The organism is Nitratireductor sp. XY-223, assembly GCF_004959855.1.
In the GTDB taxonomy this organism is placed as follows: Bacteria; Pseudomonadota; Alphaproteobacteria; order Rhizobiales; family Rhizobiaceae; genus Hoeflea_A.
In genome coordinates, this window is the sequence record NZ_SPNT01000005.1 from 244,850 (window position 1) to 265,073 (window position 20,224).

General features: G+C 63.3%; 13 protein-coding genes. 9 read left to right on the top strand and 4 right to left on the bottom strand.

The annotated features are described in order from the left end of the window. The first annotated feature begins 377 nt into the window (after positions 1-377). Positions 378-989: a TetR/AcrR family transcriptional regulator gene (locus tag E4M07_RS18460; protein ID WP_136659857.1), complete on the top strand. Its 612-nt coding sequence runs from the start codon at positions 378-380 to the stop codon at positions 987-989. Positions 990-1,152: 163 nt separating this feature from the next. Beyond that, entirely contained in the window at positions 1,153-3,378 is a 2,226-nt protein-coding gene (locus tag E4M07_RS18465) for an autotransporter outer membrane beta-barrel domain-containing protein (RefSeq protein WP_136659858.1), read from the top strand. Here the strand turns inward: E4M07_RS18465 and E4M07_RS18470 are convergent. The 3 genes from E4M07_RS18470 to E4M07_RS18480 all read right to left on the bottom strand — a co-directional run bounded on the left by E4M07_RS18470 (position 3,375) and on the right by E4M07_RS18480 (position 9,126). Then, positions 3,375-4,142, bottom strand: a complete 768-nt coding sequence (locus E4M07_RS18470) for a TIGR02186 family protein (protein ID WP_136660005.1) — start codon at positions 4,140-4,142, stop codon at positions 3,375-3,377. The genes E4M07_RS18465 and E4M07_RS18470 overlap by 4 nt on opposite strands. Positions 4,143-4,159: 17 nt before the next feature. Then, positions 4,160-5,086, bottom strand: coding sequence for a sulfite exporter TauE/SafE family protein (locus E4M07_RS18475; protein ID WP_136659859.1), 927 nt, complete (start codon positions 5,084-5,086; stop codon positions 4,160-4,162). Between the two features lie 233 nt (positions 5,087-5,319). Continuing rightward, positions 5,320-9,126: a peptidoglycan-binding protein gene (locus tag E4M07_RS18480; protein WP_136659860.1), complete on the bottom strand. Its 3,807-nt coding sequence runs from the start codon at positions 9,124-9,126 to the stop codon at positions 5,320-5,322. A gap of 421 nt (positions 9,127-9,547) precedes the next feature. Between E4M07_RS18480 and E4M07_RS18485 the strand changes: the two genes are divergently transcribed. The 7 genes from E4M07_RS18485 (at position 9,548) to E4M07_RS18515 (ending at position 18,304) form a co-directional block, all read left to right on the top strand. After that, entirely contained in the window at positions 9,548-11,347 is a 1,800-nt protein-coding gene (locus E4M07_RS18485) for an acyl-CoA dehydrogenase C-terminal domain-containing protein (protein WP_136659861.1), read from the top strand. 87 nt (positions 11,348-11,434) lie between these two features. Continuing rightward, positions 11,435-12,607 carry an acyl-CoA dehydrogenase family protein gene (locus E4M07_RS18490; protein WP_136659862.1) on the top strand — a complete coding sequence of 391 codons (1,173 nt, stop codon included), beginning with the start codon at positions 11,435-11,437 and terminating at the stop codon, positions 12,605-12,607. A gap of 12 nt (positions 12,608-12,619) precedes the next feature. Continuing rightward, a complete protein-coding gene (locus E4M07_RS18495) occupies positions 12,620-13,828 on the top strand; it encodes an acetyl-CoA C-acetyltransferase (RefSeq protein WP_136659863.1) in 1,209 nt (402 codons plus the stop codon). Positions 13,829-13,845: 17 nt separating this feature from the next. Then, positions 13,846-16,059: a 3-hydroxyacyl-CoA dehydrogenase NAD-binding domain-containing protein gene (locus E4M07_RS18500; RefSeq protein WP_136659864.1), complete on the top strand. Its 2,214-nt coding sequence runs from the start codon at positions 13,846-13,848 to the stop codon at positions 16,057-16,059. Positions 16,060-16,202: 143 nt separating this feature from the next. Continuing rightward, the gene (locus E4M07_RS18505; RefSeq protein WP_136659865.1) at positions 16,203-16,817 is read left to right on the top strand and encodes a 2-hydroxychromene-2-carboxylate isomerase; all 615 of its coding nucleotides are present in this window, start codon (positions 16,203-16,205) and stop codon (positions 16,815-16,817) included. A 78-nt stretch (positions 16,818-16,895) separates the two neighbouring features. Next, positions 16,896-17,534, top strand: a complete 639-nt coding sequence (locus E4M07_RS18510; protein WP_136660006.1) for a helix-turn-helix transcriptional regulator — start codon at positions 16,896-16,898, stop codon at positions 17,532-17,534. A 35-nt stretch (positions 17,535-17,569) separates the two neighbouring features. Continuing rightward, a complete protein-coding gene (locus E4M07_RS18515) occupies positions 17,570-18,304 on the top strand; it encodes a thermonuclease family protein (RefSeq protein WP_136659866.1) in 735 nt (244 codons plus the stop codon). On the opposite strand, the gene E4M07_RS18520 is transcribed toward E4M07_RS18515, so the two are convergent. Beyond that, entirely contained in the window at positions 18,264-19,928 is a 1,665-nt protein-coding gene (locus E4M07_RS18520; protein WP_136659867.1) for a lysine--tRNA ligase, read from the bottom strand. The genes E4M07_RS18515 and E4M07_RS18520 overlap by 41 nt on opposite strands. Positions 19,929-20,224 lie beyond the last annotated feature (296 nt).

Below are 20,224 nucleotides of genomic sequence, written 5' to 3' on the forward strand. Positions count from 1 at the left end.
CAAAAGCCTCGGTGCATGCCGCCAAATCACCGTTTGCCCGCATGGTGCCGCGGGCCACCGCCCCTGCCGATCCGGATTCGGCATACCGATCAGCAACTTAACTCTATTTTGTCCACTCCGATCAGGCAGTCAAAAAGAAAATAAAATTTTCAACGCGAAAGTTTTATCTCATCTTTGAAAAGTCGGTCGCGTTGAGGCATAGTGGGCAAAGCCGTTGAATTCGCGGACCAAATGCAACGTGCATGAATTTGCCAATGCGTTTGCCGTCGTTCGTACCGCGGTTCGGAACACCCGGCCACGCTTTCAACGGCGTAAGAAAACTTTCGGTCATGCCGGAATTGCCCGCCGGCTGCCCGCAGGAAAGAAAGGTCGCGCCCATGGCCAGAAAAATCGCCGACATTCGTCGCCCGGAGATCGTCGACGCGCTTTACAAAGCGATCGACGAAGACGGCATCTCGCTTCCCGGCTACGATCAGATCGCTCGCCGGGGCGAAATGTCCCGGCAGCTCATACGTCACTACTTCGGCAATGTCGATGACATGGCGGTCGCGCTGTGCGACGCGCTCGCCGCGGTCTACAAGGACTGCCTCATGAAGGGCATCATCGCGGCGGACGAGAGCCGCAGGCTGGAGGTCTTTCTCGATTTCTACTTCAACTTCCTCTCCGCGAAAGGCCTGCCGAAGCCGGCCGACGATGCGGTCTACGACGCGTTGTTCGCCTACGCCTCAACCAGTGACGCCGTGCGCGACAGGCTTCGCGACCAGTACACGCTTCTGCAGATGACGCTCGCCCATGAAATCCAGATCAGCCATCCGGAGCTGCATCAGAGCGGCTGCCAGGAACTGGGATATCTCATCGTTGTCGTGATGTACGGCCACTGGAAGATGGTCGCCTCGCTCGGTTTCAGCGAGGACTACAACCGCGTCTCGCGTCAATCCCTCGACCGGCTGATCGCATCCTACACGGAAAACTACACGCCGCAGGACTGAGCCGGCTACCCACCGTTGTATCCGCATTGACACAACGGATTTAATTTCGCGGGTAATCATGACTTGAGTCTCGCTTGTACAGGCGGCTTAGACTATAAGTTATCTTGGGAAATCGGCATTTTGAGCGCTATTGTACGGCACTGATATTCTGGGCGGCTACTTAATGAATTTCAAATACACCGGATTGCGGCCTGCCGTCCTGACAGCAAGTGTTTCAATTCTCGTCCTGATTGCAGTTGCCGGTCCGGTCCGGGCGGGCGATTGCAGCCTTGTCGGCGGCACGATTTATGTCTGCTCGGGGCCCGCCGATGCAGGCGGCGGCGACACACCGGTCGATATCACATCGAGCTCGTCGCTGACGGTCACCACTGATCCCGGCTTCGGGATAGACACGTCCGCCGGCATCGACAACGCGATAACGCTGCTCATCGACGCGCTCGGAACCGGCGACTTGATCTTTGTCGACGAAAACGGCGCCTTCATTTCGGGCGGCGAGGACGCGATCTTTGCCTGGAACAACGGAACGGGCGCGCTGTCCATCACGACGACGGGTACCGTCACCGGCGGTTTAAACGGGATTCATGCCATCAATTCCGGGACCGGCGGGCTGACCGTGGAGGCGACGGGATCCGTATCAGGCCTCGGCATAACCAGCGCCGGGATTAAGGCAGATAACGGGGCGTCCAGCCTGGGCGACCTGACGGTTTCGGCGGTCGATGCTACCGGCGGCAATACTGGAATCTTTGCTGTCAACAGAGGCGCCGGCGCGGCGAATATCCGGGCCACGGGAACGGTTTCGGGGGGCAGTATCGGGATCCAAGCCGTTAACATGTCTTCCGGCACCGCACTAACAATTTCGGCGGCTGACGTCACCGGCGGCAATTTCGGAATCATTGCCAACAATTCGGGCACCGGCGCGCTGAAAATCACTACGACCGGCACCGTGACGGGCCAAAACCTCGATGGTCTCTATGCCGAAAACACTGCTGGATCCGACCTGATGATTTCGGTGGCCAACGTGTCCGGCGGCGTCGACGGGATCGAGGCGGTGAACTTCGGCGCAGGCTCGGCAACCCGGATCTGGATTACCGGCACGGTCATGGGCGAAACGGCCTACGGTATCAATTTATCCGATCCCGCACTGGACGGCACCTCGGTCGTCAATGACGGGACGATCATCGGCGGCGGCGGAACATCCATCTACTTTTCCGGCACTACGGATTTTGCGCTGACGCTGCTTGCGAACAACAACATCCAGGGGCTGATCGATCTGGGCACCGGCACCAATACGTTGAATGTGACCGAGGGCCTATCGCTGGTCTACACATTCGCCGAGGCGTTTGATCTGAATGATGTCAACGCCTACGGCTCGGCCAAGGCGGTGAGCGGAACCCAGGTCGCGGTTGCCGGTTCGTCGACCCTTGGCGCGCAGGACGCATTCCTCGCCCATCTGACGGGCGGCATATTCGGAGCCGTGCAGAACCGCCTTTCCGGCGTGCGCAGCACGACCGTTACCACCAGTGCCTATGGCACATCGGCGGGCCAGGACAAGCCTGCCCGTTCTGCCTGGGTGCAGGGCTTCGGCGCCTACCGGCACGACAATGGCGACGACATGACGCTCGATACGTCCCAATGGCTGGGCGGCGGCGCCGGCGGCGCCGACGGCCTGTTGCGCGACGATCTGAGGGTCGGCTTCTTCGCCGGCGGCGCCTATGGCCGTATCGAGGCACAAGCCGATGCGCAGACAACCGACAGCACCACAGCTTTCGCCGGCGCCTATGCGGAACTGACACGGAACGGCCTCATCATCGATCTCGCGCTTACCGCCGGCTATTCAGAATACGATCAGGACCGCCGGGTGCTCAACAACATGGTGGCCGGCGGCTTCGAGACGGCGACGGCCGATTTCGGCGGCTGGTTCATCTCCCCCGAACTGACCGTCACGAAACCGGTGGAACTGATGGGCCAGCCGCTGGAGGCCAGCGTCGGCCTGCGCTACGCCGGTCTGTTCATCGACGGCTATACCGAGACGGGCTCCTCCGCGCCGGTGACGGTGGATGATGGCATGGTCAATATCGGCGTCGCCCGCCTTCAGCTCGCCGCGCCGAAAACACAGCGTCTGGAGAACGGCGCAACGCTGCTCACCCGCATAAAGGGCGGCATTGAGGGGCGAACTGATTTCGGCGGCGACTCATTTGACGGTTTCCTGCTCGGCCAGCCGGTCAGCTTCGACAGTGGCGACGGAAATGCCATTGGCGGCTTTGCCGGTCTGTCGGGCGAGTATGCCACGCCCGGCGGCTTGATCCTGCAGGCGGGCGTCGAAGGCCTCATCGAGACCGGCGGCTCCTACCAGTTCTCAGGTCAGGTGGGAACCAAGTTCGAATTCTAATCCCGCCTGAAGATCAGGCTGCCCAGCCAGCCCGTCAGCATGGCGAGAAGCACCGCGAGCACGCCGTAGACGAACGAGTGGTTCTGCGCCAGCTCGAATATGAACTGCTCGACGCCGGTCTTGACCACCCGCAGCCGAAGCTGCCGCTCCATGACGAATTCGTTGTTCTTGAAGAGGAACGCGCGCAGCCGGTGCTCGCCGACCGGAATGTTCGCGGGCAGGCGCAGCGTGGCGCGGAACAGGCTGGAGCTGACGAACTCCACGCCGAGCGGTTCGTCCTGGTAGATGCCGTCCTCCTCGCGCAGCCGCAGCAGCGCGTCACGGAATTCGGGCACGCGCGAGCCGTCGCCGACATTGCCGAGCGGCGTCAGGTGGATGTGCTCGATGCCGATCGCCTTGCCGCTGAGTTCGATCTCCTCGGTAATGCGGTCGATCGGCAGCGTGCTTGACAGCGAATAGGATGCCGGCGCCGGTGCGAAACGCATCGAATAACGGTTGATCCAGATACCGAACACCCGCTCCTTCCTGCGCACGACTGTTTCGCGCGCCGGGCCCTCGAGCGCGACAACGATGTCGTATCTGCCGAGCTGAAGCAGCAGGTCGTCGGCATTGTCGAGCGCCCCGAACACCGTCAGATCGGCGCCGGCGAAGTCCGCCGTGATGGCGATCTCGTTCGTGGATATGCCGATTTCAAGCCGTTCTTCCTGTGCCGCTGCGGGTATCGCGATCAGCAGCGCCACGAGCGCCAGCACGGCAAGGCCCATGGATCCGTGCCGTCCCATCAGAAACCCGCCCCGGTGGTGACGATCGAGTAAAGCTCGTCGGGGGTCACGATCAGGTCGCGGGCCATGCGCACGCCGACGCCGAGCACGATGATCGCCAGGAGGGCCCGCAACTGCTCGCCGCGCAGCTGCTGGCCGACGCGCACGCCATACTGCGCGCCGATGACACCGGCGATCATCAGGAGGCCGGCGAGGAACACATCAACCGACTGGTTGGTCGTCGCCTGAACGACGGTCGTGAACCCGGTCACGAATATGATCTGAAACAGCGACGTGCCGATCACCACATTGGTCGGGATGCGCAGCAGGTAAATCATCGCCGGGACCATGATGAAGCCGCCGCCGACGCCCATGATGGATGTCAGCACGCCGACCCCGAAACCGAGGACGATCACCGGGATGACGCTGAGATAGATCTTGGAGCGCTTGAAGCGCATCTTGAACGGCAGGCGGTGCACCCAGTTGTGCTGACCCGGTTTGCGCAGCGAGACCGGCTTGTTGGCGGCCGCCCGGCGCAGCGCATTGATGCTCTCGACCAGCATCAGCCCGCCGACGACGCTGAGGAAGGTGACGTAAAGCAGCGAAATGATCAGATCGAGCTGACCGAGCTGTCTCAGCAACGTGAAGAGATAGATCCCCACCGACACGCCGGCGAGGCCGCCGGCCAGCAATGTGAGCCCCAGCTTGACGTCCAGCGAGCCGCGCCGGAAGTGCGACAGCGCCCCCGAAAAGGACGATGCGACGACCTGGTTCGCGCCGGTTGCAACGGCAACGGCCGGCGGGATGTTGTAGAAAATCAGCAGCGGCGTGATGAGAAATCCGCCGCCGACGCCGAACATGCCAGACAGAAAGCCGACAGCAGCGCCCATGCCCAGGATAATAAAGACATTAACGGACAGTTCTGCTATGGGCAGATATATGGTCATGGCAGGTCTAAGCGGCTATTCCCAAAAGACAAAAGACCGGATACGGCGGGGCATCCAAGACTGTCATGCGCCTTATGATCTGCTAAGTCAATCGCCGTGATTGGGACCAGACGCGGCTGTTCATGGAACCAGATTGAGCCGGCTCACGATTTGCGCCGAAAGGCAGAACGGAAGCGGCCGCCGGATCGTGTGAACCGGCGGCCGTTCCCGTGTATCGGTTGAGGCGCGAACGCCTAATTGTTGCGCGCGATCAGTTCCTTGACCAACGCGTCATCAACCTCGCCGGTGGGCTCCAGGCCGACCGATTCCTGGAACGACTTGATGGCGCTGACCGTACGGGCACCCATGATCCCGTCGACGCCACCGGTGTCGAATCCGTTCTTGGTCAGGATCGCCTGGATGTTCTTGACCGCCTTCGTCATGTCTACCGAAGCGGTGCGCGTCTCGGCACCGCGCCATTCCGGCGGAATATGCGTCGCGTTCGCCGCCTCGACAAGCGGCGCCGGCTTCCAGAGCTCGACCTTGGCCCGGGCACTTTCAAGCTGTTCAGGCCGCAAGGCGTTGGCAACCTCGTCGCGCTTCTTGGCGGCATCCTTGTCGCCCGATTTGGCAGCGATGGCGAACCACTTGTAGGTCTCCTCGAGGTCCTGCGAGACACCGCTGCCGCGGGCGTGCAGGATGGCCAGGTTGAACTGGCTGTCCTTGACGCCGAGATCGGCTGCCTGCGTGAACCATTTGCCGGCCGCATCGTAGTCGGCGGCTCCGCCGGGTCCCATCGCATAAAGGACGGCAAGATTGTGCATGGCGCTGGCATTGCCCTGCTCGGCCGCCTTCTCGTACCAGTTCATCGCCTTGTCGACGTCGCGGTCGAGCCCCGAGCCCTTCTCGTAGAAATTGGCGAGACGGTACTGCGCCGGGGCGAATCCGCGGTCGGCGGAGCGCTGATACCATTTAGCGGCCTCGGTCAGGTCGGTCGCGACGCCGCGTCCTTCCGTGTAGCGTGCGCCGATTTCGAAAAGCGCCAGGCTGTCGCCATTGGCAGCCGCTTCGCGCAGCGCCAGCGGACCGACCGATTCCGGCGGCAACTCGACATCCATGACCGGGATGGCCGGCTCAGCCGGAATCGCAGCCACCTGCGTTTCGGCGGCCGGTTCGGCCGGCTGGAAGGCCGAACTCGGCTGGATCTCGTTTTCGGCCGACATGGTCTGTGCCGGGGCCGGATCGCTTTGCGATGCCACGACCGGCGCAACGGTCTCCTCGGCCTGCCGCTCGATGACCTCCACCTTCGGCAGTTCCGGTTCGGCAACGTTTACCGGTTCGGTCACCGGCGGATCCGCAGGCTCGACCACGGCCGGCTGCTCTATGGATGCCGTCTCGACCGGTTTCTGTTCGCCGCCGACGAATCCGGAAAGCAGCGGATAGGATATGATGGCCAATAAAATGGCGCCCGCCGCCAGCAGGATGGGCTTGCGGCGCCGGCTCACCGCCTCGATCAGCGGCGAACGGCCCTTCTCCTCTTCCTCCCTGGCGCTTTCCAGCTCCGCGGCTTCAGCGGCGGCGGCCTGCGCGGCGCGGCGCGCCGCGGCAATGAAATCCGCCTTGCCGTTGGCCGACTGCTCGGACTCGGCCGAAAACGCGACATCCTGTTCGGCCATGTTCTGCGCGTGGCGGACCTTGGCCATGATCTTCTTGATGTCGGGAGCGCCGGAACCGGGTTCGAGCGGCATATTGGCGGTTTCGGGATCGATATCGCCGACCGGATCGATGGACGGCGCCGGCTCGACATTTTGAAGCGCGTGGTCCCGCGGCTCAGAGTCGGCCGTCGATCCGTTGCTGCCGGCAAAGCGCTTCTTTAAGCCGGACAGCAGCGACTTTCCCGCAGGGGCTTCGCCCTCCTTCAGCGCGTCGTCGTCTTCCAAAGGAATCACCCGGTCGCGGTCATCGGGATGGACCATGGCCTCGGGCGGGTATACAGCCGATGCGGACAGCGGCTCGTCGGCTTCGAATTCGGCCGGCTCATCCGCGCCGTAGTCGATCGGCTCGTGCGAGGTGGCCGAAAAGCCTACAGGATCCGTTTCGTCGGCACCGAAGTCCATGGACCGGTTATCGGCGTCGCGGAAGTCGGCGAGGCCACGGTCCTCGACCCCGTAGTCGGCCTGCGGGGCCGGTGGGACGGGGCTGCCGGTGGTTTCCTCGAGCTTCTCCAGCCGGGTCGCGATCTTCAGCAGGGTGTCGTGCACCGCATCGATGGTGCGCGCGCTGCGCTCCTCGCTCTTGCGGCTGAGATCCTCCAGCGAGCGCAGGTCGCCGACCAGCGATTCGATGGCGGCCATGTCGGCAGGCGGCGCACCGTTTTGCTGGAAGGATGAAACGGCGGTTTCCGCTGCCTGACGCGCGGCCTCGATCACCAGGTCCTGGCTGTCCGCCTTGCTTGCCGACAGATGGTCCTCGATGGCGGCGAGCCGCGGCTCGAGAACGGCGGCCGACTCCTCGTTGGGGTCGGGATTGTTCAACAAATGCGACAGGCCCGCCACCTGATCCTCGAGATTGCGGATCGCATCGTCGCTGACATAGTTCGGCGACTGCGTTTCATCCAGTCGCGCTGCCAGGTCGGCCAGTCGCATCTCGATGGGGCTGAAATCGACCACCGCTTCGCGCGCTGCGCTTTGCTCCACCCGGTCCGCCAGTTCCTCGAGGCGGCCGTAGAGCTGGTCCTGGTTACCGTTCGTCGCGGTCAGGTCCGTATTGATGTTGTCGATGCGCAGCGACAATTCGTTGAGCTGCTGCGCAATCTGCGCGTTGACGCTCTCCAGATCGATGGTGTCGACCTTGCGGGACAGTTCGTCGATCTGGGCGATCAGATGCGGATCGGTGCTTGAGAACTGTTGGACCAGCGTATGGGTCAGCGTGTCGAGGCGCTCGGCCACGGCACTGATCGCTTCCTCATGGGCCAGTTCCTCGACCCTGCGGGTCAGGCCCTCGAGACGCTGCGACAATTCATTGTGCGCCTCGCTCTGGCGGCCGATCTGGGTCTGGTTGGACTGTCCGATCTGGCCAATGCGGTCGACGAGGGCGTCCATGCGGTTTTCCAGCCGGTCGATCGCTTCCTGGTCCACCGACGAAGCCTGTGCGTTCTGGGTGGCGACGATCGCGCGGCTGATCTCGTCGAGCCGGTCGTCGAGCAGTTCGAACTGGCGCGCGACCTCCGGATCGGAGGCCGCCGGCTGCCGGGCCATGGCGTCGATCGCGCCGACAAGCATCTTGATCTTGTCCTCCAGCGCATGCAGCGGCAAGGCCGAGGGAAGCTGGCCGATGGAGGATTTGATGTCGTCCAGACGATAGGAGAGCGTGATCAGCTCCTCGCGCACGGCGGCCGGATCGAGATCCGAAATCCGCTCCTCAAATCCGTCCCAGCGGTTTTCGAGCCGGCGCATGCTTTCCTCGCGCGCAAGCTCGTTGACGAGGGCACGCAGTTCGTCGAGTTCGCGGTGCAACTCGCCGGTCCCGTTGCCCGGACGCGCCGTCTCGAGCGCCTCGAGCTGGCCGGCGAGACGCGCAAGGTCGCCACGGATTTCACCCGGCATCGCGGCCGATCCGGTCATGGACTTGATCTCGTCCACGTCGCGGCGCATGTCGTCGCGCATCGCGGCGAGCGCTTCGGCGATCTCGCGCATGGCGTTGCTCGTCTCCGGCGACGCCGCCTTGGCGGCGCGGCGGCCGCGGCTGGTGCTGCCCGGCGGAATGGCATTGGCCGCTTCGCGCTGCATGGCTTCCCGCTGCATGGCTTCACGCTGCATCGCTTCCCACTGCGTCAGTTCCCGCTGCGGAAGCGGCTGCTGCGGCGCGCTGCGCATTTGCTCGGCCTTTTGCTGGCGCATGTCGTGCTCAGGCGTATGCGCCTGCGGCCGTGCCGGCTGCTGACGGTTGCGACTGTTCAGCGCGTCGATGCGCGCCTCAAGGTCGGCGATCGACTGGTTCAGGACGTCAACGGAGTTTTGCCGGGAGTTCTGCCAGTTTTTCGGAGGTCTTGATCTGTTCATCATTTTGTCCGTATCGAATTAAGAACGGTGTGTTCCAACCTCTGGCCGCATGCGGGTTCTCTGCCGGGCAATCAGACAGAAAGTCCGATGCGATTGGTAATCCGTCTTTGACGAAGAACGGGAGAATCGGGATTTACCGCCGCTAAGGCACATTCGCGAAACGTGGTAAACAACCCGTTAACCTAGGTTACTTTTTGGCAAATTTCTTAACCGACAGGCGTCGGCGCGGATGCGGGCATGAACGCCGGAAACGACAACCGCGGCGCGCCGGGCGCGGCAGGCACCCGCCATCAAAGCGCTTCATTCGAAGTGCTTTTTAGTCGCGCAGAAAATGCAAAATTTTGACGTTTACGCAAACGTCAATTAATTGTATAGAGCGTCAACCACCTCCAGACACCTCGGACCAGACAAGAGAGCCCCAATGCCCAGCTATCAGGCCCCGGTTAAAGACACGCTTTTCATCCTCAATGACGTGCTCGGCTATGAGCGATACAACAACCTCCCCGGCTTTTCCGACGCGACGCCCGACATTGTCGAAGCCATATTGCAGGAGGGTTCGAAATTCGCCGAAGAGGTCCTGCTGCCGCTGAACCAGGTCGGCGACCAGGAAGGGTGCGTTCGCCACGACGACGGCACGGTGACGACGCCCAAGGGCTTCAAGGAGGCCTACGACATCTACCGCGAAGGCGGGTGGATGGGCCTTTCGGCCGATCCGGAATATGGCGGTCAGGGCCTGCCGCTGGTGCTGCACACGGCCATCGGCGAATATCTTTCGGCGGCCAACATGGCGCTGATGATGTATCCGGGCCTGACCCAGGGCGCGATCGCCGCGATCAGCGAGCACGGCAGCGACGCGCAGAAGGCGAAGTGGCTGCCGAAGATGATCGAGGGCTCCTGGACCGGCACCATGAACCTGACCGAGCCGCATTGCGGAACCGATCTCGGCCTGCTGCGCACCAAGGCCGCGCCGCAGGAAGACGGCAGCTACAAGATCTCCGGGCAGAAGATCTTCATCTCCGCCGGCGAACACGACATGTCCGACAACATCATCCATCTCGTACTCGCCCGCATCGACGGCGCGCCCGAGGGGGTCAAGGGCATTTCGCTGTTCATCGTCCCGAAGCTGAAGGTCGACGATGCCGGCAACGTCACCGATCCCAACGGGGTCTCCTGCGGCTCCATCGAAGAAAAGATGGGCATCCATGGCAATTCCACCTGCGTCATGAACTATGACGGAGCGACGGGCTATCTCATCGGCGAGGAAAACCGCGGCCTCAACGCCATGTTCGTGATGATGAACGAGGCGCGTCTCGGTGTCGGACTGCAGGGGCTCTGCCAGTCGGAAATCGCCAGCCAGAATGCCGCCGAATACGCGCGCGAGCGCCTCCAGGGCCGGTCGCTGACCGGCGCCAAGGAGCCGGAGAAGAAGGCCGACCCGATCATCGTGCATCCGGATGTGCGGCGCACGCTCATGAACAACCGCGCCTTCAACGAGGCAAGCCGCGCCCTGGTCCTGTGGACCGCGCTCAAGGCGGACCTGAAGCACCGCTCGGATTCGGAAGAAGACCGCCAGGCCGCCGACGACGTGCTCGGCCTGATGACGCCGATCCTCAAGGGCGTCCTGACGGACCGTGGCTTCGACAACGCGGTCGCCGCCCAGCAGATGTTCGGCGGCCACGGCTATATCGAGGAATGGGGCATGAGCCAGTATGTGCGCGATGCCCGTATCGCCATGATTTACGAGGGCGCCAACGGCATCCAGGCGCTCGATCTCGTCGGCCGCAAATTAGGCGCCAACAATGGCCGCGCCGTGATGGCCTATTTCAAGGAAGTCGGTGACTTCTGCGAGGAGAACCGCAACGACGAGGCGATGGCGCCGTTCACCAAAGCGCTGAAGAAGGGGCTGAACGACCTGCAGGGCTCGACCATGTGGTTCATGCAGAACGGCATGTCCAATCCGGACAATGCCGGCGCCGGCTCGACCGACTACATGCATCTCTTCGGCGTGGTGGCGCTCGGCTATATGTGGGCGCAGATGGCCAAGGTCGCGCAGGACAAGCTGGCAAACGGCGCCGGCGCCGGCGATACCGACTATTTGCAGAACAAGCTGACGACGGCCCGGTACTATTTCGAGCGGATCATGCCGGAGACGGCCCTGCGGCGGCAGCGCATCGAGGCCGGTTCCGAATCGATGATGGCGCTCGACGCCGCGGCATTTTGAGACCTGCCGGGCTTGCAGCCCGGCACACCGGCACCACATTGGATATGACGGGTCCGGCTTCGCCGGATCCCCAGCGGAGGACAGTGCATGAACACCATGCCCGAGCAGGTTCTGGGCGTTCCGAAGCCCGACTGGATGAGCGACGACCTGTCGATGCTCCAGGATATGGCGGGCCGTTTCATGGAAACGGAAATCGCGCCGCATTACGACCGCTACGAGAAGCAGCAGGTTGTCGAGCGCGAGGCGTGGGAAAAGGCCGGCGCGGCCGGGCTGCTTTGCGCATCGATGCCCGAGGAATACGGCGGCGCGGGCGGCACCTACGCCCATGAGGCGATCATCACCGAGGCGATCGGCCATACCGGCGTCGACGGTTTCGGCATCGCCCTGCACAATGCCATTGTCGCCCCCTACATCCTCAATCACGGTTCCGAGGAGCAGAAGCGGCGCTGGCTGCCAAAGCTCGCCACGGGCGAACTGATCGGCGCCATCGCCATGACGGAACCCGGCGCCGGGTCCGACCTGCAGGGCATCAAGACGAGCGCCCGCAAGGACGGAAACCACTACGTCATCAACGGCTCGAAAACATTTATCACCAACGGCCAGAACGCCAATCTGGTGATCGTCGTCACCAAGACCGATCCGGCCGCCGGCGCGAAGGGCACATCGCTGATCGTGGTCGAGACCGACGAGGTCGACGGTTTCGAGCGCGGCCGCAACCTCGACAAGATCGGCCTGAAGGCCAACGATACGTCCGAGCTGTTCTTCAACGATGTGCGCATCCCGACGGCAAACCTGATCGGGCCTGAAGAAGGACAGGGTTTCGTCCAGCTCATGACCGAACTGCCGCAGGAGCGCCTGCTGATTGCCAACCAGGCGATCTCGATGATCGAGCGGGCACTGGCGATCACCATCGACTATGTGCGCGAGCGCAAGGCGTTCGGAAAACCGGTGATCGAATTCCAGAACACGCAGTTCAAGCTGGCCGAGCTGAAATCGGAAGCGACCATGGCGCGGGTGTTCGTCAATCACTGCGTCGAACAGCACCTGAAGGGCGAACTGACGCCGACGACGGCCTCAATGGCCAAGTACATGCTCACCGACCTGCAGTGCAAGCTGGTGGACGAATGCCTCCAATTGCATGGCGGCTACGGCTACATGAACGAATATCCGATCGCACGCATGTACCGGGATGCGCGCGTGCAGCGCATCTACGGCGGCACGAACGAAATCATGAAACTGCTTATCGCACGGAGCCTTTAGGAGATTTAGACAATGGCTGATGCCTTTATTTACGATCATGTGCGCACCCCGCGCGGGCGCGGCAAGAAGGACGGTAGCCTGCATGAAGTGCCCTCCGTGCGGCTCGGCGCCAAGGTGCTGGAGGCCGTCCGCGACCGCAACGGTCTCGACACGTCAAAGGTGGACGACGTGATCTTCGGCTGTGTCGACCCGGTCATGGAGGCCGGCGGCGACATCGCCCGCGCCTCGATCTTCGAGGCGGGCTATGCGACCGAGGCGCCCGGCATGCAGATCAACCGTTTCTGCGCCTCCGGCCTCGACGCGGTGAACATGGGCGCCGCCAAGATCGGCCAGGGCGCCGACGACATCGTGATCACCGGCGGCGTCGAATCCATGTCGCGCGTCGGAATCGGCATGTCCGGCGGCGCATGGTTCATGGACCCGTCGGTGAACCTGCCCTCCTACTTCATGCCGCAGGGCGTGTCCGCCGACCTGATCGCCACCAAATACGGTTTCTCCCGCGACGATGTGGACGCCTATTCGGTCGAGAGCCAGAAGCGCGCCGCCCACGCCTGGGAAAAGGGCTACTTCAAGAACTCCGTCATCCCGGTCAAGGACCAGAACGGCCTGACCATCCTCGACCATGACGAGCACATGCGGCCCGGCACCGACATGCAGAGCCTCGCATCGCTCAACGCCTCCTTCGAGATCATGGGCGAGATGGGCGGCTTCGACGCCGTTGCCGTTCAGGCGCATCCGGATGTCGAAATGATCAACCACGTGCATCACGCCGGCAACTCGTCCGGCATCGTCGACGGCGCCGCGGCGGTCCTCATGGGCTCCGAGGAAGGCGGCAAGAAGATGGGGCTCAAGCCCCGCGCGAAGATCCGCGCCTTCTCCAATATCGGTTCCGACCCGGCGCTGATGCTGACCGGCCCGGTGGATGTCACGAAGAAGCTGCTCGACCGCGCCGGCATGACGCGCGACGACATCGACCTCTTCGAATTGAACGAGGCTTTTGCGTCGGTCGTCCTGCGCTACATGCAGGCACTGGAGATCCCTCACGACAAGATCAACGTCAATGGCGGCGCCATCGCCATGGGCCATCCGCTGGGCGCCACCGGCGCGATGATCCTCGGCACCGTGCTTGACGAACTCGAGCGGCGCGACCTCAACACGGCGCTCGTCACATTGTGCATCGGCGCCGGCATGGGCACGGCCACCATCATCGAGCGCGTTTGAAGACAGGGACTGACCAGATGAGCTACAAGAACTTTTCCATCGAGACCGACTCGGACGGCATCGCCCTGATCACCTGGGACATGGCCGACAAGACCATGAATGTCTTTACCCTGGAGGTGATCGAGGAACTCGACGCAATCGTCGATCAGGTCACCAATGACGAGGCCGTCAAGGGCGCCGTTATCACCTCGGGCAAATCGACCTTCTCCGGCGGCGCGGACCTCACCATGATGAACGCGGTCTTCGAGCGCATCCGAGAGGAACGCGCCAAGGATCCGGACGGTGTCTCAAAGGCGCTGTTCGAACAGGTCGGGCGCATGACGGGCCTGTTCCGCAAGCTGGAAACCTGCGGCAAGCCGTGGGTCTCGGCAATCAACGGCGTGTGCATGGGCGGCGCGTTCGAGATGTCGCTCGCCTGCCACGGACGCGTCGCCGCCGACGGCAAGGACGTGAAGATGGCGCTGCCGGAGGTCAAGGTCGGCATCTTCCCGGGCGCCGGCGGCACCCAGCGGATTCCGCGCCTGACCAATCAGCAGGACGCGCTGATGATGATGACGACGGGGCAGAATCTCGTACCCAAGAAGGCCAAATCGCTCGGCCTCATCCACGAGATCGCCGAGCCGGACAAGCTGGTCGAGACGGCAAAGCAGATGATCCGCGACGGCCTGAAGCCGGTTCAGCCGTGGGACGAGAAAGGCTTCAAGCTGCCGGGCGGCAATATCTGGAGCCCGCAGGGCGCGCAGCTCTGGCCGGCGGTGTCGGCCAACCTGCGCAAGCAGTCCTACGCCAACTATCCGGCGGCGATCGCCATTATTAAATGCGTCTACGAGGGCCTGCAGGTGCCGTTCGACACCGGCCTGCGCATCGAGCAGCGCTATTTCACCGAGATCCTGCAGACACCGGAAGCCTACGCCATGGTGCGCTCGCTCTTCGTTTCGCTGCAGGAGCTCAACAAGGGCGCCCGCCGCCCGGCCGGCGTCGAAAAGACCGAATTCTCCAAGATCGGTGTCGTCGGCGCAGGCTTCATGGGTGCCGGCATTGCCTATGTCACGGCGAAGGCCGGTATTCCCGTCGTCCTGATCGACCGCGACCTGGAAGCGGCCGACAAGGGCAAGGCGCACTCGGAAGACCTCGTTGCCGCCGCGGTCAAGAAGCGCCGCATGAGCCAGGAACAGGGTGACGCGCTCTTGTCCCTGATCACGCCGACCTCTGACTACGCGGCGCTCGACGGCGCGGATCTCGTCATCGAGGCAGTGTTCGAGGATCGGGGTATCAAGAAGACAGTGACGGAAGCGGCCGAGGCGGTGCTGGCGCCGGGATCGGTGTTCGCGTCCAACACATCGACCCTGCCGATCACGGGCCTGGCCGAAAATTCGCAGCGCCAGGACGACTTCATCGGCATTCACTTCTTCTCGCCCGTCGACAAGATGATGCTGGTCGAGATCATCCTCGGCGAAAAGACCGGCGACAGGGCGCTGGCGGTGGCGCTGGACTATGTCCAGGCGATCAAGAAGACGCCGATCGTCGTCAACGACACGCGCGGCTTCTACGTCAACCGCTGCGTCATGCGCTACATGACTGAAGCCTATAGCATGCTGGTCGAAGGCATTCCGCCGGCGATGATCGAGAACATCGCCCGCATGGCCGGCATGCCGGTCGGCCCGCTGGCGCTGAACGACGAAGTCGCCATCGACCTTTCCCAGAAGGTTCAGCGCGCGACCATCGCCGATCTGGGCGAAGGCGCGATCGACCCGCGCCATGTCAAGCTCATCGACACGATGGTCGACACGCACGGACGCCACGGCCGCAAGAACGGCAAGGGTTTCTACGACTATCCGGCAAAGCCGGCCAAGAAGCATCTTTGGCCGGAGCTGAAGGACCTCTATCCGCAGCAGGATCCGGACGATGTGAGTGTCGACGAGGTCAAGAAGCGCTTCCTGGCGACCATCGCCCTTGAAGCGGCGCGGACCATGGAGGAAGGCATCGTCACCGATCCGCGCGAAGCCGATATCGGCTCGATCCTCGGTTTCGGCTTCGCGCCCTATACCGGCGGCGCGCTGTCCTATATCGACGGCCTCGGCGTCGGCGCCTTCGTCGAAATGTGCGACGACCTTGCTTCACGGCATGGCGCGCATTTCAAGCCGACGCCGCTGCTCAAGGAAATGGCCGCCAACGGCGAGACCTTCTACGGCCGTTTCGGGGCCGGCGCCGGGATCGGCAAAGCGGCCTAGGCCGCAGGCAATGCGAAACAAAAGGCGGGCCGCACGGCCCGCTTTTTTTTGCGGAAATCCCCGATACCGCCTTGCCGTAATTCGTTCGGGTGCTACTTCGATGGCAATGGGCGTTGTCCGGAATGCCAAATCGGGGGAAAAGAATGGCTGTCATCGACTACTATTTCTACGGCGCTTCGCCTTTCACCTATCTCGGCCACGAGGCGCTCGGTGAAGCGGCGCGGCGCCAGGGCGCCGAAATCAACTTCAAGCCCGTCAATCTCTTCGCGCTGTGGGAAGTGTCCGGCGCGGTTCCACCGGCAAAACGACCGCCGGTCCGCCAGCGATATCGCCTCATCGAACTGCAGCGCGTCGCCGAGTTCCGTGGGCTGCCCATCAACACGAAACCGAAATTCTTTCCCGTCGACACAACGCTTGCCGACCAGGCCGTGATCGCCCTGACAGAGGCGGGCCATGACCCGTTCGACTACATGCGCAAGGTCCTTGCCGGCGTGTGGGCGGAAGAGCGCGACCTTGCCGACCGGGGCGTCATCGCGGGCATCCTGACCGATTGCGGCTTCGACGCCGAAGCCATCCTGGAGCGCGCGCAATCGGACGCGGTGGGCGCCGTGCGGACACGCAATTCCGAGGAGGCGGTCGCCGCCGACGCGGTCGGCGTGCCGGCCTATGTGCTCAACGGCGAGGTGTTCTGGGGCCAGGACCGTATCGAACTCCTGGAACACGCACTAAAATCCGGGCGGGCGCCATACACGCCATAGCTTCAATTTGAACGCAGCCTGGTCTAAAAGTGGTTGGATGCAATCGGCTTGATCGGTAAGCCCAACCGGAACCAGGCGATGTTGTCGCACAAGCAGATATGGTCGGCCATCGACGCGCTCGCGGAGCATAACGATCTGTCCGTCTCGGCCCTTGCACGCCGCGCCGGGCTCGATCCGACCGCGTTCAACCGGTCGAAACGACTGGCTGCCGACGGCAGACAGCGCTGGCCGTCGACGGAATCGGTCTCCCGCATTCTCGAGGCGACCGGCTGCTCGCTCGCCGATTTCGCCGGACTTGCCGACGACACGGATGCCGGAACCGACCCGGCATCGTCCGCCGTGCCGCTGCTCGGCTTCGCCAAGGCCGGCACCGGCGGCTATTTCGACGACGGCGGCTTTCCCACGGGCCATGGCTGGGATGTGGTCGACCTGCCCGCGGCGAGCGCCCGCCACGCCTATGCGCTGAAGGTCCAGGGCGAATCCATGCTGCCGCTCTACCGCGACGGGGACACGCTGATCGTCGATCCCGAAGCGACGGTCAGGACCGGCGACCGGGTCGTGGTCAGGACGCTGGACGGGGAGATCATGGCGAAGGTGCTGCGCCGCAACGGGCCCGGCACCGTTGAACTCGCCTCGCTCAATCCGGACCACGCCGACAGGACATTCGATAGGGACGAGATCGACTGGATCGCCCGTATCGTCTGGGCCAGCCAGTAATGCTCCGGTCACGGTTCAGCGCAGTTCTTCGGCCGGTGGCCATACTGATCGCGGTGATTGCCGGTGCCTCCGCACTCTATCAACTGGCGCGCGATCCGACGGATTCGCGGCAAGGCAAGACACCGGGTGCCGTCTGGTCCGGGAACGAAGCCGGCGAAAACGGGGGCGTTGCCGATGCGGCGGCGCCGCGCGCCATCGCGCCGGAACAATTCGCGACGCCCTTTGCGCAAAATGCCGTCCAGCTTGAACGCATCGCGCCGCGGGCGCCGTTGACGCCGACGGTCGAACGGGACACCGGCCCGCGCCCGACCCTGCTGCACAAGCCGCTGGTGATTGCCGCCGGGGAGATCGTCTTTCCCGAAGGCGGGCTGCGCCTGAAAGGCATTGTCGTCACCGACCCGGACGACATCTGCTCCGACCAGGACGGCCGGCTGTGGCCCTGCGGCATCATCGCGCGCACCGCGTTTCGCAACTTCGTCGGCGGGCGCTCCCTGTCATGCAACCTGCCGGAGGAGCGATGGAAAGAGATCGTCGTCGTCTCCTGCCTCGTCGGCAAACAGGATCCGGCGGCATGGCTCGCCAGCAGCGGCTGGGTCAGAACATTCGTCGGCAGCAAATATGCCGACCTGGAACAGGACGCACAGAAGGAAGCCAAGGGCATATTCGGCAGCGATCCGCGCGGCCTGGCATCCGTTCCGGACAGCGGCCGGGTGGTCTCCCCCGACGGGGTCAGCCCTTTGCCAGATCCCCTGCCAGTGCCTTTGCGATGAGCGCACGGGTCTCGCCGATGCCGTAAAGGGCGACGAATGATCCGAACCGTGGGCCGCGCTCCTGGCCCAGAAGCACCTGATAGATCATCTGGAAGAAGGCGATCGACACGCCCGGCCCGCCGTCGGGGCTCTTCTTGTTCGGGTCCTGATAGCGCTCGATGGCGCGTGCGACATCGAGCACGGCATCCTGGATGACGGCGCCGTCGGCATCAGCGGGCAGCGCCGCCAGTTTCTGATCGAGCGCGGTCAGCGCCTGGCGCTCGACATCGTCGGCCGGCCTGAACACCTTGGTCGGCTTGACGAAATCGTTGAAGTAACGGATCGCGTAGCCGACCAGCTGGTCGAGCTTCGGATGGGTCTGCGGCGTGACGCCAGGCGCGTAGCGGGAAATGAAGCCCCACAACACGTCGCTGTTTTCGGCGTTCGAGGCGCTGACGAGATTGAGCAGCATGGCGAAAGGCACGGGGTTTTCAATCGCCGGCGGATTGCCGTCGTGCAGGTGCCACACGGGATTGCCGAGCCGGTTCTTCCAGTCCTGGCGCGGATAGGCCGAAAGAAACGAGAAATACTCGTCGACCGCCTTCGGGATGACATCGAAATAGAGTTTCTTGGCCGTCTTCGGCTTCTGGTACATGTACAGCGCCAGGCTCTCCTCGGACGCGTAGGTCAGCCACTCGTCGATCGTCAGGCCGTTGCCCTTCGACTTGGAGATCTTCTGGCCGTTCTCGTCCAGGAAGAGTTCGTAGTTGAAACCCTCCGGCGCGGGCTTTCCCAGCGCCCGGCAGATCTTCGACGACAGGGTGACGCTGTCGATCAGGTCCTTGCCGGCCATCTCGTAATCGACGCCGAGCGCATACCAGCGCAGTGCCCAGTCGGCCTTCCACTGGCACTTGACCCGGCCGCCGGTGACCGGGGTCTCGACCGCTTCGCCGGTCTCCGGATCGATATAGGTGACCGTGCCGGCGTTGACGTTGCGGCCGGTCATCGGCACCTGCAGGACCTTGCCGGTGCGCGGGCAGACCGGAAGGAACGGCGCGTAGGTCGCGCGTCGTTCCTCGCCCAGCGTCGGCAGGATGATGGCCATGACGTCGTCATAGACCTCGAGCATGCGCAACAGCGCGGCATCGAAGCGCCCGCCCTTGTAGTATTCCGTCGAGGACGCGAATTCGTAGTCGAACCCGAACCGGTCGAGGAAGGTGCGCAGGCGCGCATTGTTGGCGGCGCCGAAGGACGGGTACTCGCTGGAGAACGGGTCCGGCACGCTGGTGAGCGGCATGCCGAGATACTCCTGAAGCATCTCCTGGTTGGGCAGGTTCGTCGGCACCTTGCGGAAACCGTCCATATCGTCGGAGAAGCACAGGATCTTCGTCTTGACGGCATCGCGGGTCAGCACCCGGAAGGCGTGGCGCACCATGGCGGTGCGGGCGACCTCGCCGAACGTGCCGATATGCGGCAGTCCGGACGGGCCGTAGCCGGTTTCGAAGAGAACGGTCTCGGGATAGCCGGCCTTCTCGCAGCGCTTGACGATTTTCCGCGCCTCCTCGAACGGCCAGGCCTTTGCGTCGGCCGCTGCCGCAATCACATCCTCGTCGAGGTTGATCTCAGTCTGGCGGTGCGTATTCATCGTCTTTCTTTCAGCGTTCCTGCGAAATTTGGGCCGGGCTGCGGCCGTGCCGTGCAACGCCGCCGGCGGGTGTTCGATTTGCCCGGATTTGCCGATGCCGCGGCCTGTCCATGCTGCAGCGCAGCGGAACCTATGCCCTGCGCCGGTTCGCGTCAATGCGGCGCGCGCGCGCTTTTTGCCGTTGTGGCGGAAAATACGGTAGATTTTGCTTCAAAATGACCGATTCGCAGATTATGAACCACCTTGCACTCACTCGCGCCGCTCCATAGTTTAGGCTCAACCAAATCAGCCGGACG